13 protein-coding genes and 1 pseudogene are annotated in these 15,764 nt (G+C 40.4%); 3 read left to right on the forward strand and 11 right to left on the reverse strand.

The window, feature by feature from the left end; translation table 11 throughout:
- Nucleotides 1-353 precede the first annotated feature (353 nt).
- The 4 genes from ETR37_RS13640 to ETR37_RS13655 all read right to left on the reverse strand — a co-directional run bounded on the left by ETR37_RS13640 (nucleotide 354) and on the right by ETR37_RS13655 (nucleotide 5,035).
- Nucleotides 354-1,718: an allantoinase gene (locus tag ETR37_RS13640; RefSeq protein WP_015375189.1), complete on the reverse strand. Its 1,365-nt coding sequence runs from the start codon at nucleotides 1,716-1,718 to the stop codon at nucleotides 354-356.
- Between the two features lie 13 nt (nucleotides 1,719-1,731).
- Nucleotides 1,732-2,370 carry a cytosine permease gene (locus ETR37_RS13645; protein WP_236658885.1) on the reverse strand — a complete coding sequence of 213 codons (639 nt, stop codon included), beginning with the start codon at nucleotides 2,368-2,370 and terminating at the stop codon, nucleotides 1,732-1,734.
- A 137-nt stretch (nucleotides 2,371-2,507) separates the two neighbouring features.
- On the reverse strand, nucleotides 2,508-3,764 hold the full coding sequence (locus ETR37_RS13650) for an ArgE/DapE family deacylase (protein ID WP_015375191.1): 1,257 nt from the start codon (nucleotides 3,762-3,764) through the stop codon (nucleotides 2,508-2,510).
- A gap of 32 nt (nucleotides 3,765-3,796) precedes the next feature.
- Nucleotides 3,797-5,035, reverse strand: a complete 1,239-nt coding sequence (locus ETR37_RS13655; RefSeq protein ID WP_081133287.1) for an allantoate amidohydrolase — start codon at nucleotides 5,033-5,035, stop codon at nucleotides 3,797-3,799.
- A gap of 176 nt (nucleotides 5,036-5,211) precedes the next feature.
- Here ETR37_RS13655 and ETR37_RS13660 point away from each other — a divergent pair, with 176 nt between their 5' ends.
- From ETR37_RS13660 to uraH, 3 genes are all read left to right on the forward strand, one after another.
- Nucleotides 5,212-6,828 (forward strand): PucR family transcriptional regulator, encoded by a 1,617-nt coding sequence (locus tag ETR37_RS13660; protein ID WP_129447393.1) that lies wholly within the window; start codon nucleotides 5,212-5,214, stop codon nucleotides 6,826-6,828.
- Between the two features lie 389 nt (nucleotides 6,829-7,217).
- Nucleotides 7,218-8,717, forward strand: a complete 1,500-nt coding sequence (gene pucL, locus ETR37_RS13665) for a factor-independent urate hydroxylase (protein ID WP_483299680.1) — start codon at nucleotides 7,218-7,220, stop codon at nucleotides 8,715-8,717.
- Entirely contained in the window at nucleotides 8,714-9,076 is a 363-nt protein-coding gene (gene uraH, locus ETR37_RS13670; RefSeq protein ID WP_047818548.1) for a hydroxyisourate hydrolase, read from the forward strand. The genes pucL and uraH overlap by 4 nt, the downstream gene beginning before the upstream one ends.
- 114 nt (nucleotides 9,077-9,190) lie before the next feature.
- On the opposite strand, the gene ETR37_RS13675 is transcribed toward uraH, so the two are convergent.
- The 7 genes and pseudogenes from ETR37_RS13675 to ETR37_RS13710 all read right to left on the reverse strand — a co-directional run bounded on the left by ETR37_RS13675 (nucleotide 9,191) and on the right by ETR37_RS13710 (nucleotide 15,339).
- Nucleotides 9,191-9,694, reverse strand: coding sequence for a (2Fe-2S)-binding protein (locus ETR37_RS13675; RefSeq protein WP_129447395.1), 504 nt, complete (start codon nucleotides 9,692-9,694; stop codon nucleotides 9,191-9,193).
- Nucleotides 9,673-11,970, reverse strand: a complete 2,298-nt coding sequence (pucD, locus tag ETR37_RS13680) for a xanthine dehydrogenase subunit D (protein WP_129447396.1) — start codon at nucleotides 11,968-11,970, stop codon at nucleotides 9,673-9,675. The genes ETR37_RS13675 and pucD overlap by 22 nt, the downstream gene beginning before the upstream one ends.
- Nucleotides 11,971-11,972: 2 nt before the next feature.
- On the reverse strand, nucleotides 11,973-12,839 hold the full coding sequence (locus ETR37_RS13685) for an FAD binding domain-containing protein (protein WP_015375199.1): 867 nt from the start codon (nucleotides 12,837-12,839) through the stop codon (nucleotides 11,973-11,975).
- The gene (locus ETR37_RS13690; protein WP_129447397.1) at nucleotides 12,790-13,164 is read right to left on the reverse strand and encodes an NTP transferase domain-containing protein; all 375 of its coding nucleotides are present in this window, start codon (nucleotides 13,162-13,164) and stop codon (nucleotides 12,790-12,792) included. Before ETR37_RS13690 ends, ETR37_RS13685 begins: the two co-directional genes overlap by 50 nt.
- The gene (locus tag ETR37_RS20120) at nucleotides 13,145-13,456 is read right to left on the reverse strand and encodes an NTP transferase domain-containing protein (RefSeq protein WP_368665942.1); all 312 of its coding nucleotides are present in this window, start codon (nucleotides 13,454-13,456) and stop codon (nucleotides 13,145-13,147) included. The genes ETR37_RS13690 and ETR37_RS20120 overlap by 20 nt, the downstream gene beginning before the upstream one ends.
- Nucleotides 13,457-13,475: 19 nt before the next feature.
- A pseudogene (locus ETR37_RS20125) lies at nucleotides 13,476-13,928 on the reverse strand (XdhC family protein).
- Nucleotides 13,929-14,013: 85 nt separating this feature from the next.
- Nucleotides 14,014-15,339, reverse strand: a complete 1,326-nt coding sequence (locus ETR37_RS13710) for an NCS2 family permease (RefSeq protein WP_129447400.1) — start codon at nucleotides 15,337-15,339, stop codon at nucleotides 14,014-14,016.
- Between the last annotated feature and the right edge of the window lie 425 nt (nucleotides 15,340-15,764).

Genomic DNA, 15,764 nt, shown 5'->3' on the forward strand with positions numbered 1-15,764 from the left:
ATTCGCCGTGGAACGGGAGAAAACCTTTATTTCAATTTATATAGATCAATTTCCTCTTATTTATTTTATGTAACAGAAAACCACCAGTGTTGAAAAAGACGCCGATCAAATGTTTCTTTATTGAAAACCTACTTTATTGAAAACCTACTTTGCGATGGACTCTTTAAATGTCCTGAACCAGTTGGAACAGCCACGTTGGTACGGGTTTCTCCGCCGTCTGTTACATGCGCGAATATGCATTATTATTCTGAATTTTTATATTTCTTCAAATATTATCCATTCATTTTCTTATCATTCTACTCTTTAGCTGAAATACTCATGCCATTTTCTTAGAAGAAGAAACAGGCTATAATTTATACTATTTGCCCAGAAATGTTGCTGTCAATTATTTCACCTCTTTGAAAAACAACCCTTCCGCGAAGAATTGTATGCGTTACTATCCCCCGGAAACTTTTCCCTATATACGGACTTTGTTGATGCCGATATAAAAGATCTGTTTCCTTCAGGACAAAAGAAGATTGCAAATCGACCAATGTCAGGTCAGCGTCACTCCCAACGGCAATAGTACCTTTCCGTGGATACAGACCAAACCGTTTTGCCGGATTGGTCGCTGTTACTCGTACAATGACTTCCAAGGGAATTCCACGCCGCCAATACCCCTCCTCAAGCATAACATTCAAGGTTGTCTGTGCGCCCGATATTCCGCCCCACAAACTGAAGAAATCACCGTTATCCGAAGCAACTTTCATTGCTGGAGGAGAAGGAGAATGATCTGAACCGATGATATCAATTTCACCGGATTTTAAAGCTTCCCACAGCGATTCTACATCCTCCCGTTCCCGCAGAGGCGGTGCACATTTCGCCATTCCGCCAAGCCGTTCCAGATCCTCAATGGTAAAAGACAGATAATGGGGGCAAGTTTCAACAGTTATATCAACCCCCCTTTGTTTTGCTTCGCTTATATACTTGATGACCTTACCACTGCTTGCGTGTACGATATGCAACTTGCATCCCGTAATTTCCGCATATGCCGCTGCCCTGCCTACAGCTTCGATTTCTGATATAACGGGACGGGAAGCCACATAATCCCGTGCAGTCCGATTCCCTTGTGATTTATACCAATCTGCGAGTTGTTTCGTAATGACATCACTTTCGGCATGGAGGGCCAGGATGGAACCCAGCCTTGCAATTTTTTGCATTCCTTTAAATAAAGTACAATCGTCTACGTGAGGGAACTCATCGATGCCGCTATCGGACATAAAACCTTTGAATCCAATAACACCTAAATCTTTAAGATGTTCCAGGGAATCCAGATTTCCTGGAACAAGTCCTCCCCAAAGGCCAAAATCAAGAATCGATTTTTGTATGGCCGCTTCTTTTTTGACTTGAAAGCCGTATGTCGATGTAGTCGGGGGACTGCTATTAAGAGGCATATCAAAGAAAGTTGTGACTCCCCCCGCAGCCAAACTTCGGGAGCCTGTGTAGAAACCTTCCCAGTCCGTCCGACCGGGTTCATTAAAGTGAACATGGGTATCGATCAAACCGGGCAAGACGTGCAGACCGAAAGCATCAATCTCTAGCTTGGCTTTTCTCCCTGACGGTATAGATCCAATTTGAACGATTTTTTGCTCGCACACGGCAATGTCCCCTTGAAATATTCCATCTTCGGTAACAATCTGCCCATTGCGTATAATAAGATCGTAACTACTTTCTTTCACGCCAATCCCCCTTTTACTCGATTACAGATATAGATTGAGTTTTATCCACAACTATTTGTTGATTGCGTTGCATTAATCCGCGGTAGGCGACGGCAGAAATCATTGCACCAATAAACCATGAAAAGGGAGCAAAATATGAAAACATTGGAACTAGTGCGACAATTGCAGCGAAAATAGATCCGATAATAAAGGCAGCCAACGCCTGTAGGTTAAACCCATTTTTATACCAATAAGGGGATGTGGCACCTTCCTTATAAAGAGAGTGAACATCAACTTTTTGCTGCTTAACTAAGTAATAGTCAATAACCATTACTCCGAAAATTGGACCGAGGAAAGCTCCAAGCCCTCCCAAGAAATAGTTGACAGCTACAGGGCTCCCATAAATTTTCCAGGGCATGACAAGAACGGACAGAATCGCGGTAATAATCGTTCCTTTCTTGAAATTTATATGTTTCGGCGCTGCATTGGCAAGATCATATGCAGGAGATACAAGGTTCGCGACAATATTAATGGCTAACGTTGCAACGATGAAAACAATTGCTGCAATTAAATTGACCACACTATTCTCAATCTTTTGCACGATCAAAACAGGATCAACAATTGCCTCACCAAAAACTGTAATTGTACCTGCTGTAATAACTACAGTAGCCAAGGAAAACACAGTTGGATTCCATCACATTGAAAGGATTTTGGGCACTCCTTGGTAGGCAATTCTGTTTCCACAACGACCAGCCAACTCGCGGTACCAAGGAGTCCTCTTTTGTTGTTTAAAGCGCAAAGAGAATAAAGTTATTTGTCTGTCCGAAGCAAATCATAAAGAGTAAGTGCCACAATTTTTGTTGCTTTGACCAAATCTTCAATCCGGACATGTTCATCCGCCCGATGGCCGTTGGCTTCCAACAAGGTCCGAGGACCCGCGCCAAACAGGACGACAGGAACTCCGGCTTCCGCAAAATGTCTCGCATCGGTGTACAACGGAATTCCGTGAATCTCTGGCTCTCCGTCCATAATTTCTTTCCAGTTTGCCATAAGCGTCTGGATCAATGGGGAATCTACCGGTGTCGGCTTGAAGCTTTTCGCCAGCAGTATGCGTTCAAACTCCGCCCGGATTCCTTCATAGCGCTTAACCACCTGTTCCACCAGTTCGCGAATTTCCATTTCCACCTGTTCCCCGTCTTCCTCAGGGATCAACCGGCGGTCAATCCGGATTGTGCACTGATCCGGCACCACGTTAGTGTTGATTCCTCCCGAGATTAATCCGACTACTAATGTGGGAGACTCGATTCCAGGAACACTGGAACGTTTTTGATCTAACGTCCGGCGATAGTCGTACAGCGCCTGTAGCACACCGGTCATCGCTTCGATGGCGTCATGTCCTGTATACGGCGCTGCTGCATGTGCCGACTTGCCTTTGATTCGTATCTCAAGGTGCAGACATCCGTTATGGGAGTTTACAATCGAATACGTGAATCCAGCTGAAAACGCCATATCCGGCTGAATATATCCCTTTTCGATCATCCACTTCGGACCGATTTCTCCGCCTGTCTCCTCATCGAAGTTAAATGCCAAGGACGCTTTGCCCGACAACTTCTCTGTCACTTGACGAAGGGCCATGACCGCGAAGGTATACGATGCAATGTCCGATTTGGATACGGCAGCACCGCGACCATACAGCTTCCCGTCAACGATTTGTCCGCCATACGGATCATACGTCCAGCCAAGTCCCGGCGCCACCACATCTCCATGAGCGTTGAGGACAATTTCAGGCCCTTTTCCGTCCCCAAAGATGGTTTTAGCGACAACGTTTGCCACCCGAACCATCCCTTTTTCCCTGACTTCCTCCGGGTCTACTTCCAACAGCGCGACATCTTCAAATTGAAAATCATGCAGACGTTTATAAATGTGCTCTGCGATGGCATAACAGTCGCCCGGCGGATTGTCCGACGGTATGGCGACCAGTTCCCGTAGAAATTTGATGAGGTTGTGCCTTTCAGATTCAATCCATTGCAAAATTTCCTGCTTCGCTTGACATTTGATAGTTGCCATTGATGATTCCCCCTTCTAATCTTAAGACTTTTTTATGATGTCAACTTCAGAGCAACATCCAGCAGCACAGAGGTTCCTATTTTAATGTCCTCGGCTGCTACAAATTCGTCAGGATGATGACTCAGACCATTTTTGCATCTGACAAAGATCATGCCAATGTCAGTTATAGAAGCTAATGCCATCGCATCATGTCCCGCTCCGCTAACAAGTCGAACTGACTTCATTTTGCGCTCCTCGAGAACCGAAGAAATCACATCGATAAAACGACTCGAACATAGCACAGCAGGAGATTCCATGACTTTTGTAAACTCGCAAACTAATCCCCGTTGTTTGGCAATCTCCTTACATTCCTCTATGATTCGGTTCAGTGCGGTTCTTCTAGTTCCATCGTCAATCGACCGGACATCAAGTGTTCCTTCGACCAATCCCGGAATCACATTGCTGGCCCCCGGAAATACAGACAGCTTTCCTACGGTAGCCATCAGATTCTCATATTGGAGAACGATCTGTTCGATTGCCAGGATCATTTCCGCTGTTCCGGCAAGTGCGTCTTTTCTCAGCGGCAACGGTACGGTTCCCGCATGCCCCACTAATCCTTCCACCCGGAATTTATATCGGGACTGTCCAGCAATCCCGGATACGACCCCGCAGGCTTGATTCATTTGTTCAAGAATTGGACCTTGTTCAATATGCAATTCAAGATAACCAAGGATTGTTTTCGGATGACGGGCAGCCGTGTGGTATTGAAATGGATCAAGACCGATCTCTTTCATGGCTTCTGCCAATGTAATCCCATTTGCATCTTTCGCAAACAGTTCTTCTTCTTGCAGATTACCCGCAATTGCCCGACTGCCAAGCAGCGTTGTATGAAATCTAACACCTTCCTCATCGCAAAAGCCGATCACTTCAATTGGATTGTTGGGTCTCATACCGTTTTCATATAGGGTTTGAATCACTTCAATCGCTGCAATCACGCCAAGTACCCCGTCATATTTCCCAGCTTCAATGATAGAGTCGAGATGCGACCCAATGAGCAGTACTGGCGCGTCAGGCCATTTCCCTTCGTAACGACCGATGATATTATTAAGACCATCCCTGCGAACTGTCATGCCTGCTTCCTGCATCCATTGCGCCACCAGCTCATTAGCCATTTCGCTTTCCCTTGAAAAGGAAAGGCGGGTCACTCCTTTTTTAGTCATGCTGCATTTCGCAAGTTCTTCAATCCGCCGTACGATTCGATCTGCGTTTACTTTTTGATAAAGCGTCTGCATCCCCACTCTCGCCTCTTTCTTTTTCAAATGAAAATAAATGTTATATAAAATGTTATAAAATATAACATATTGTGTTATATAAGTTGATTTTAGCTTGATTTTCCTCTATAATCATTGGTAAAATCGCTATAAATTTTATAATTTTTTGTGCAATTTAACCAAAAGGAGTGAGGAGTATGAAGATTTCAGATATATTACATATACCTGCTTTCCACAATGCAAGATTAATTGCGGGGCATAAGGGAAAAGAAAGAGAGGTGTATAGTGTAAATATGATGGATGCTCCCGATATCATCTATTACTTAAAACCGAATGAATTACTTGTAACTACAGCATATCACCTTAAAGACAACCCACACGACTTACTTGAGTTAATCAAAAGCATGGTGGAACAACAATGTGCAGGTCTTGCCATTAAAACAAAACGGTTTTTAGAAGAAATTCCGGAAAACGCTCTTGCCTATGCCAATGAAATCGGATTCCCCATCATAGAACTGCCAATAGATATTTCATTAGGAGAAGTTGTCAACCAATCATTAAGTTATATTCTTAATAAACGAACAAATGAATTGCTCTTAGCTATTGAAACGCATCAAAAATTTACCAAGCATATTATGAGTGGCAAAGGGTTAACATCCTTGCTCAGAAGCTTATCTTCCATGATTAAATATCCAATTATATTACTGAATAAGCATTTTCGAATTATCGGTTCTTCTCATCCGTTCTCCAATCTTTCTGATGAACTCAGGAAACTATACACAAATGGATTTCGCTTTTTTTTACCAAACACTTCTTATTCTTGTTTTTCCATTATATCTAACCGAGAGGTTGTTTCTGTATTTCCAATCTACACCCATGAGGAAAACAGCGGTTGCTTAGCTGTAATAGGTATGATTCCCTTTTCTAACCCGTCAATGATTTTAACCATTGAGCAAGCAGCCAATGTTATTTCCTTTGAATTAATGAAAGAAAATGCATTAAAACAATACACAAAAAAAGTGCGCAATGAGTTTTTTATTAATTTTACAGAAGGGGCATTTCAATCCCTAGAAGAAGTGACTATTAAGGCAAAAGAATTTCAGATTATCAACGACCAATCCTATATTTGTGCAGTTGGAAAACTTGATGAGAGCAGGACGATGTTAAGTTTCACAGAATCCCACAAAGAAATTGATACTATTTTTGAGTTTATAGAAGAAGAAAGTCACATCTTTTCTAAATCCATTCATCATTTCGTAAAAGGAAATATTTGTATTTTACTATTCCCTATCACAGAATCTTGGACAGAACTCAATACGATCATTCTCCCTTTCCTAGAAGAGCTTCAGATTAAAATCAAAAACAGATATAATCGGACTGTTTCTTTCGGACTTAGCAACTTATGCCAACAATTTTTAGATGTCCAAAAAGGATTCAGGGAAGCTTTGGAAGCATTGCAGACTGGCCGGCTGTCAGGAAATCGCCAGTTTATTCAAATCTATCGAAGAAAAGATATTTCCGAACTTTTACAGATGATCCCCACACAAGATTTAAAAGATTTTTACAACGAAACATTACAAAAATTATCAGATCAGTCTATACACGAAAACCAAATCCTATTGCATACATTATTTGTATTTCTAGAGAACCATTGTCAAATTTCAGAAACAGCGAAGAAACTATACGTTCATCGAAATACCGTAATTTATCGTTTAGAAAATTGCGAAAAACTAATCGGAAAAAGCCTAAAAGATCCTGATACTACCTTCCGCCTTCGTTTAGCGTTTCGCATCAAAAATTTACTTCATTTATAAAAAAAGTCTTTTTTATAATTGTTAGATTTTGTAACATCGATATTTACCTACTCCGCCTAATTTCATACTGAACTTTTTGTTTTTTTATGCAATTTGTCAACTCCTCTAAAAAATAATTGTACAAATTAACTAATGACATCTACATCATCTTACTTTATTATGTTATATAAAGTAACAATTAATGTCATTTTATTTACAAAAAAAGAGGAGGGAATGCCATTGAACAAAAATCTTGGAAAGGCCCAAATCTTTTAGGAGATGGAATTGTAACAGGCAGCTTAACTGCTATTATCTTAAACTTGTTTTTTAATCTTTCATTAAAGGAAAAGCCAACTGTTAATAACACTTTAAAAACAACAATAGAATAGAATCACAAGAAAAGGGGGAAAATGATGCGATTAGAACAATTAAACGAAATGAGTGCTTCTGAATTTATTAATCAATTAGGAGGAGTTTTTGAGCATTCTTCATGGGTGGCAGAACGGGCAGAGCCCTATCGGCCATTCTCCTCATTTCAATCTCTATATGATAAAATGGTGGAGATTGTCGAAACAGCTTCGGAGAACGAAAAATTAAAATTAATTAGAATGCACCCACATTTAGGCACTAATGCAAAAGTAACAGATTTCTCTCAAAAGGAACAGAAACATGCTGGATTAAATGAATTAACAGAAGATGAACATAATCATCTAATGCTACTCAACAAAGAATATATGGATAAGTTTGGATTCCCTTTCGTAATGGCAGTTCGCGGAAAAACAAAACAAGATATTTATAGAACGATAAAAGAAAGACTAAAAAATAATTATAGAACAGAGTTTGAACAAGCATTAGAAGAAATAAAAAAAATCGCGATGTTTCGTTTACAAGAAATAATTAATGGGGGAGAGATGATTTCTATGACCAATAATAAAGAAAGAGTCATGTATTATGGAAAAGGAGACGTATTTGCCTACCGCACATATTTAAAACCACTTACAGGGATAAGAACGATTCCTGAATCTTCTTTTTCTGGTCGAAATAATATTATTTTTGGAGTAAATGTAAAAATAGCAGTGGGAGGAGCAAAGTTGTTAACCTCTTTTACGGAAGGAGATAATAGCTTAGTCGTTGCAACGGACTCGATGAAAAATTTTATTCAAAGACATTTAGCCAGCTATACAGGAACAACGATTGAAGGATTTTTAAAATATGTAGCAACTTCATTTTTAAAGAAATATTCTCATATTGAAACTATTTCATTGATTGGAGAGGAAATTCCATTTGAAACAACTTTCACATTAAGTGATGGAAATATAACAGCTAGTGACCTAGTTTTTAAAAGATCCCGAAATGAATATTCCTTTGCTACTTTAAACATGGTTCGAAGAGAAAATGACAGTATAGATATTATCGATCAATACAGCGGAATTTCTGACCTTCAATTAATTAAAGTTAGCGGTAATTCTTTTGTCGGTTTTATTCGCGACGAATACACAACCCTTCCAGAGGATACAAACCGCCCGCTATTTGTTTACTTAAACATCAAATGGAAATACAAAAACATTGAAGACTCATTTGGTGATAATCCAGAATATTATGTTGCAGCCGAACAAATTCGCGACATTGCCACTTCGGTATTTCATGAAACAGAAACACTTTCCATCCAACACTTAATTTATTTAATCGGTTGCAGAATATTAGAAAGATTCCCTCAACTCCAAGAAATAAACTTTGAATCTCAAAACCATACATGGGATAAAATCGTTGAAGAAATTCCTGGATCACAAGGAAAAGTATATACTGAACCGCGACCACCATACGGATTTCAGTGCTTTACTGTTACACAAGAAGACTTGCAACACAAAATGCTTTCTGCTGAAATTCAATATAAAGGAGCACTTAGATGAGCGGGTTAACGACACATATTTTAGATTTAACACATGGAACACCAGCTGAAAATGTAAAAATAAAGTTGTTTCGTTTCGATGATGAATTGGAAACAAAAAAATGGTTGCTGCAAACGACTATCACAAATCAACATGGTCGCGTTGACCGGCCATTATTAGATGAGCACGAAATCGTTCCAGGGAAATATGAACTTGTATTTTACATCGGTGATTATTTTCTGAGAAAAGGCCTAAAATTGGATGAACCTCTATTTTTAGATAAAGTTGTAGTTCACTTTGGAATTTCCCAACCTAATTCCCATTACCACATTCCTTTGCTCATCTCTCCGTGGGGATATCAAGTATATCGAGGAAGCTAAAAATATATGGGGCTGATTCAAATACACGTTGAATCAGCCCTTTTGTTACGCTATGAAACCGATTATAAAAAGATCTCCCGCAAACTTGAGGGAAAACCCGTACTCTTTATATTTTTATAATTGAGCCAGTTTCTGAATCGCTCTGATGATGCCGCCATAACCGGTACATCTACAAAGATTTCCTGATAATCCTTCGAGAATTTGCTCCGCAGTTGGATTGGCATATTGATCAAAAATGGATTTTACAGCCATTATCATTCCCGGTGTGCAGTATCCGCATTGAAAGCCTCCTTCTTCCAAAAAAGCCTTTTGAATCGGATGAAGTCCATTCCTTCCTAGACCTTCAATCGTTATAATCTCCTTCTGATCTGATTGATAGGCCCTCACTAAGCAAGAATTGACTAATTTTCCATCCATAATGACTGAACAGGCACCGCATCGACCAATTCCACAAGAAACTTTTGTGCCCGTTAATTGCAATTCTTCTCTTAGTATATCAACAAGACGCATAGTTGCATCTACAAACAGTTCCTTTGCTTGTCCATTAACAATAAGAGAGATTTTTATTTTTTCCTCCAACGGGAATTTAGCTTTTCCTACAATTTTGTTGTCAGCCACTCTCTCATCTCCCTTTGATTCACTGCTTTTACAATTTCCTCACGAGACACAGGCAGCTTAGTAACCCACAAACCAATCGCGTCATAAATAGCTTTAGCAATCGCCGGAGCAACGGCCACCGTCCCAATTTCGCCTACACCTCTTGGACCATAAGGATCTCCCTCGTACAATTCTTCTATAGCTGTTATATCCATAGAATGCGGAATATCATTTATGGTAGGAATAAGATAGGAGTCGAAATTTTCTGTTACGTACTTTCCCTTTTCCATTATCGCTTCTTCTAGTAACGTATATCCTAATGCCATAACTGAGCCACCTTCAATTTGCCCCAAGTAGCCTGTTGGATAAATCACCGGACCTGCAGCAACCGCCTGCTCCAAATTTTTCACTCGCACTATTCCCGTTAATTCATCTACTTCGACTTTTACCGCACAAGCGGCAAAAGAATATAAATAGTGCCCGCCAGGAATGGAATAAGGAGTCGTTGGAAAATGAAATTCCGTCTCGATTTGGATGGGATCATCCTTCGTTTCATGGGCTATTTGCTGATAAGTGATGAGAGGCTCAGAATTCAATCCGCAGGACCAAATTCCAATGGGACCTAAATACAATTGAGTGGCTGGCACTCCAGTGCATTGAGAAGCTTTTTCTAATAATCTTTTTTTAAAAGGATCTTTCATCCGTTGAAGCGCATGCCACACCATGCTTGTTCCCCGTGAAGCGGTAGAAGAACCGGAGCGGGGAACGCGATCAGTATCGCCAATCGTGATTTTTATATCATTTGCTGAGCAGCCTATTTCTTTTATTACTAGCTGTTCAATGACAGAAAGCAGCCCTTGGCCAAATTCTTCGAAGCCGAAAGCAATTTCAATTTTTCCATCCTCATTTAACGATAGACGGCCCCCTGCTGGGTCTAAACGTCCATATCCAAGTCCTCCTCCGTGCATCGCAATGGCAACGCCTATACCTGTTTTTTTCCATCGATCAGTGCCTTCTCCCCACTCTATGCTCTCTTTTTTATTTAAAAGAGGAGATTGACTAATCGCTTTTAAAACTTGTGCTGCCCCATCAGTAGGTGCAATCTCTTGACCTACTGGACCTAGATCATCGGCTTTGCGGAGATTTCTTTTTCTCAACTCCATTGGACAGATTCCAAGCTTGACCGCCAAACGGTCGATTTGCCCCTCCAACGCAAAGGTCACTTGATTTCCTCCAAATCCTCTGAACTCTCCAGCAACACCATTGTTTGTATAGACACTTAACCCTTCAACATGCACATTTGGGATAATATAAGGTCCTGTTGCATGCTCAACCGCAAAATCTAATACAGCCGGACCTAACGTAGCGTAAGCACCCGTATCCGCAATAATTCGTACTTGATGAGCAAGAATTTTACCATTACGGCTGGCACCTGTCTTCATCGTAATCTTCATTGGGTGCCTTTTTAGTCCGGATCTAACAGATTCGCGTCTGCTTTGGTGAATTTTCACCGGACATCCAGTTTTTATCGCCAATAATGCACCGTACGGCTGAATATTCAACTCATCTTTGCCGCCGAAAGATCCGCCGATTGGACTGGAAACCACCCTGATTTTACTTTCAGGAACATTTAAAATTCGGGCTAATTGGAAACGATCTTTATATCCATGTTGTGTTCCGACATACACAGTAATCCTTCCATCCTTTTCTGGAACAATCACCCCTCCTTCCGTTTCCATATACGCGTGCATTTGACGAGGCAACTCATACGTTTCTTCCACAATCACATCACATGTTTGAAAGGCTTCTTCTACATTTCCTTTTTGATAGGAAGCTTGATGAAGAATATTTCCGTCAGGATGTAATCGAGGTGCTGAAGGAAGAAGAGCCTGTTCCGGATCATCGATAACAGGCAAAGGCTCATATTCCACTTCGATTAGCTGAAGCGCTTTTTCCGCTATTTCTTCCGTTTCTGCTGCCACAGCAGCAACAGCATCTCCTACATATCGAACCCGCTCATCGCACAAAACCGGCTGATCGGGAAAAATTAACCCAAATCGATTTAATCCCGGCACATCTTTACTAGTAATAACAGCTCGCACTCCCGGCAACTCTTCCGCTTTTTTTGTAGAGATAGAAATAATTTTGGCATGAGGATACGCACTACGTAAAATTTTCCCATGAAGCATATTAGGAAAAGAAAGATCTGTTAAAAACTTTAATTTACCTGTTACCTTATCTACTCCATCTGGTCGTATAAGGGATCTCTGTAAATTGTTAGAATAGGTAAATTTCATGATTATCCCTCCAATCTACTTAATTCGGAAATAATGATATTGGCCGTCACCCATCGCCGATAGTCATCAGAGTAAAAAACATCAGAAATGGGATGAAATTCATTAAGGATCGTTTCATATACATTCCTTAACAACTTGGGATTTATCATTTGATCTATTAGCAATTGTTCTGTTGCTTTTAAACGATGAGGACGATTATCTCCTCCACCTACTGCTAATCGAACAAAATCGATCACCCCTGCATCATTTTTGCCTATCACTCCTGAAACCGTCACAACTGATCCTGAAAAAGCCTCTCTCCGTCCAACCTTTTTATAAAATTGAGTAACAAATGAAGAGTGACGATATTCTGGCAGAATGACGCCAGTAAGGAGAACCTCCTTATTTTGTCTTGTATTCAACCAATGATCTAGTTTTTCGGTTTTTATTGTTTTTCCATCAAAGTATGACACTTCCGCATCCATCGTTAAAAGAGCAGGAATGGCATCACCAAATCCATAGGCTACATTTCCACCAATCGTTCCTAAGTTACGAATGGCTGGCGCAGCAATTTGCTGAATTGCTGTTGATAATAAAGACCACTTTTCTTTAATAACAGGATGATTGCGACAAGTGGCCAACTTGGTCATTGCACCAATCTGTAGAAAACGTTTTGTTCCTTCCGTTTTGTAGTTAATCCCCTCAAGTCCTTCTACTTTTTCAAGACTTATCAGTTGAGGAGGATACGGTACCCCCTTTTCCCACTGAGTTTGTAGCAGTGTCCCTCCAGCAACAAAGCATGATTGCAAATGAAATTTTTCCCTTAATGTCCATGCCTCTTTAATGTCTGTTGGAGTCCAAACTTTTGCAGCCAGTATCCTCATGCTCATTTTTATATCCCTCCTTCTCTCGCCAATTGGTAATCTTCCTTTGTATCAATATCAAAAAAGCCTTTCGATCTTCATAGATGATGGAAATCCCGTTTAAATCGGGATTTTGGCGTATAATTCCTTGTGCACCAGCATCTCCTGTGAGTGTTATCAGTTTTAGAAAAAGATTTTTTGATAGTAAAACAGGCGGCCTTAATAAGTTCCCAAACATCGCGGCTACAAAATCTAGTTTTTTATGGTTGCTTACGTATTGTTCGTACTGAAAGATTAGTTCGTTAATCATTTCTGTTCGAATAAAAGGCTGATCAGCAAGGAGAACGACCACCCCATCTGCTTTCTCCTCCTTTTGCCCTAGATAAACCCACTTTTAAAGAGAACGATTGCCCTTTTTCTGCCTCGCAACAACGGACAATCGTCCAGCGACTTTTCAATGCTTTCATTCTTAACACCCAATCAATCCAATCTAACGTGTCATCCCCTCTTGTAATTACAAAGATATGGTCAAGTTCAGATGTAACAGCCGCATACAGAGATAAACTTCCTATCGTCCGATCCCTGATGGGAAGGGAAAGCTTATGTGTCCCCATTCGGCTGCTTTTTCCCGCCGCTAAGAAAATCCCAAAATTCTAACGGATTTCATAAAAATGGCACCTTGCTTTTTAACAGCATCTTTTTTACGTGAATTAATTCAGCAAGAATACTAATAGCAATTTCTTCAGGGCCTTCAGCTCCAATAGTCAATCCGACCGGTGTGCTGATTTGAAATGGCAATTCTCCGAAGTTAAGTAATCGAGAAGTTCATTGTTTAGAACCCATGACCCCGATGTACCGCAAGTCTTTTTCCACTATCAATTGCAACAGTTCTTTATCTCGTTGAAATTGATGAGTTAAAATGACAACAAAATCCCGAGGGGTAAACTGTAATTTCGATACTGCTTCTTGCGGGGATCCAACAATGAGCTGATCTGCATTAGGAAAAATTTTTTTATTGCATAGCGCTTCTCTCCAATCACATACAGTAACAGAAAAGCCGGTTTTTGCTGCAAAACTGGCAAGAGAAACCGCATCAGGGCTGGCGCCGAAAATAATAAGCCGAGGTTTTGGTTGGAAACAGTGAAAATAACAAAAAGAAGTAAAACGGGATACCCTTTTTCGCGAGCACCCTCTTTTCGTTCTATTCTCTTAAGAACACAAAGTAAGCAAGGAAAACAAAAAACAATACATATAGAATTGGGTGAACTTCTTTGCCGCGGCCCTTTAAGATCATAGTGATTGGATAGAAGATGAAACCGACCGCAATTCCCGTGGCGATGCTGTAAGAAAGCGGCATCGTGATCAGCGTGAAAAAGGCTGGGACAGCAACCTCTAATTTTTTCCAATCAATCTCCCCAACTGAAGACGCCATTAACACCCCGACGATAATTAGAGCTGGCGCTGTTACCGGAGCAGTAATAACGCTTAATAACGGCGAGAAGAATAACGCTAACAAAAATAAAATCCCTGTGACAACGGCTGAAAATCCTGAACGTCCGCCTGCCGCAACACCTGCGGATGACTCAATGTAAGAAGTCGTTGTTGATGTTCCGAAAATCGCTCCGACCATCACTGCTGTCGCATCGACAAGCAGTGCTTTTCCTGCGCGCGGCAACTTGTTGTCCTTTAACAATCCCGCTTGGTTCGCCACCGCTAAAAGCGTTCCGGTCGCATCAAAAAAGTCAACGATAAAGAACGTTAACACAACCCCTAACATTTTTAAGGTAAAAATGTCGTCCAAATGTTCGAACGCCACTCCAAAAGTAGGAGAAATGTCAGGAATCGCTCCAACAATTTTATGCGGAACTTCAATTAATCCAACAATCATTCCTACAACAGCGGTAATCACCATTCCGTAAAAAACACCGCCATTTACTTTTTTCACCATTAAAACAACAGTAACAAACAAACCGAAAATGGCCAATAACGTATTCCCGTTTTTAAAATCACTTAAACCGACTAACGTCGCTGGATTGTCGACAATGATTCCAGCGTTTTGGAATCCGATAAATGTAATGAATAGACCAATTCCCGCTCCGACCGCATATTTTAATTCTATCGGAATCGCATCAATAATTTTTTCGCGAATACCTGTCAACGTTAAAACTGTAAAGATCATTCCTGAAACAAATACGCCTGCTAACGCTGTTTGCCAAGGAATTTGCATATGCAATACAACCGTAAATGCAAAAAACGCATTCAATCCCATCCCTGGCGCTAACGCGATCGGATATCTTGCTAAAATCCCCATCAAAATCGAGCCGTACGCCGCAGCCAATGCGGTTGCGACAAACACCGCACCTTGATCAATTCGAAGTTCGTTTGGAATATCTTTCACCGCTCCCAATGAAAGCGTGAACGGGTTTACAAATAAAATATAAGCCATCGATAAGAACGTCGTTAACCCGGCAACGATTTCTGTCCGGTAGTTTGTGCCAAGTTCATCAAACTGGAAATACTTTCTCACTTCCTTCTTTGTCCCCCTTTAGTATATAAATGTTCAGTTGTGCCTATTGAGACTAAGTAAAAGTAAAATACCGCTCTCCAAACAATCGACCTCCTCACGAAATATTAACGATTCGATTATATTTTTTTTAGAATTTTTTATCATTTAATTTGTTATTTTTTATAACACAAAAAATGAAATAATTTCGAATACGGCTAATTTTATTTTCCGCTTTGAATACATGTAATAATTTGTTACATATTTGTTGAAATGTATTTATCTTTATTTTAGGATATCGTTATCAACGACGAATACATATGCTTGTACACCAACCATAGATTAAAAAACATCAGTAAAACGAGTTGTTAAAACGTTTCACTCATGCTGAAAAGTCAATTTGCATTCATTTCATATAAACAGCTATTATTTACGCTATGTTAGCCAAC

The organism is Geobacillus sp. PK12 (genome assembly GCF_004123125.1).
Classification (GTDB): Bacteria; Bacillota; Bacilli; order Bacillales; family Anoxybacillaceae; genus Geobacillus; species Geobacillus zalihae.

Bases quoted from the DNA above. Each gene is read 5' to 3' on its own strand.
- ETR37_RS13650 (WP_015375191.1), bottom strand. From the start codon at position 3,764: ATGGCAACTATCAAATGTCAAGCGAAGCAGGAAATTTTGCAATGGATT.
- ETR37_RS13655 (WP_081133287.1), bottom strand. From the start codon at position 5,035: ATGCAGACGCTTTATCAAAAAGTAAACGCAGATCGAATCGTACGGCGG.
- ETR37_RS13660 (WP_129447393.1), top strand. From the start codon at position 5,212: ATGAAGATTTCAGATATATTACATATACCTGCTTTCCACAATGCAAGA.
- pucL (WP_483299680.1), top strand. From the start codon at position 7,218: ATGATGCGATTAGAACAATTAAACGAAATGAGTGCTTCTGAATTTATT.
- uraH (WP_047818548.1), top strand. From the start codon at position 8,714: ATGAGCGGGTTAACGACACATATTTTAGATTTAACACATGGAACACCA.
- pucD (WP_129447396.1), bottom strand. From the start codon at position 11,970: ATGAAATTTACCTATTCTAACAATTTACAGAGATCCCTTATACGACCA.
- ETR37_RS13685 (WP_015375199.1), bottom strand. From the start codon at position 12,839: ATGAGCATGAGGATACTGGCTGCAAAAGTTTGGACTCCAACAGACATT.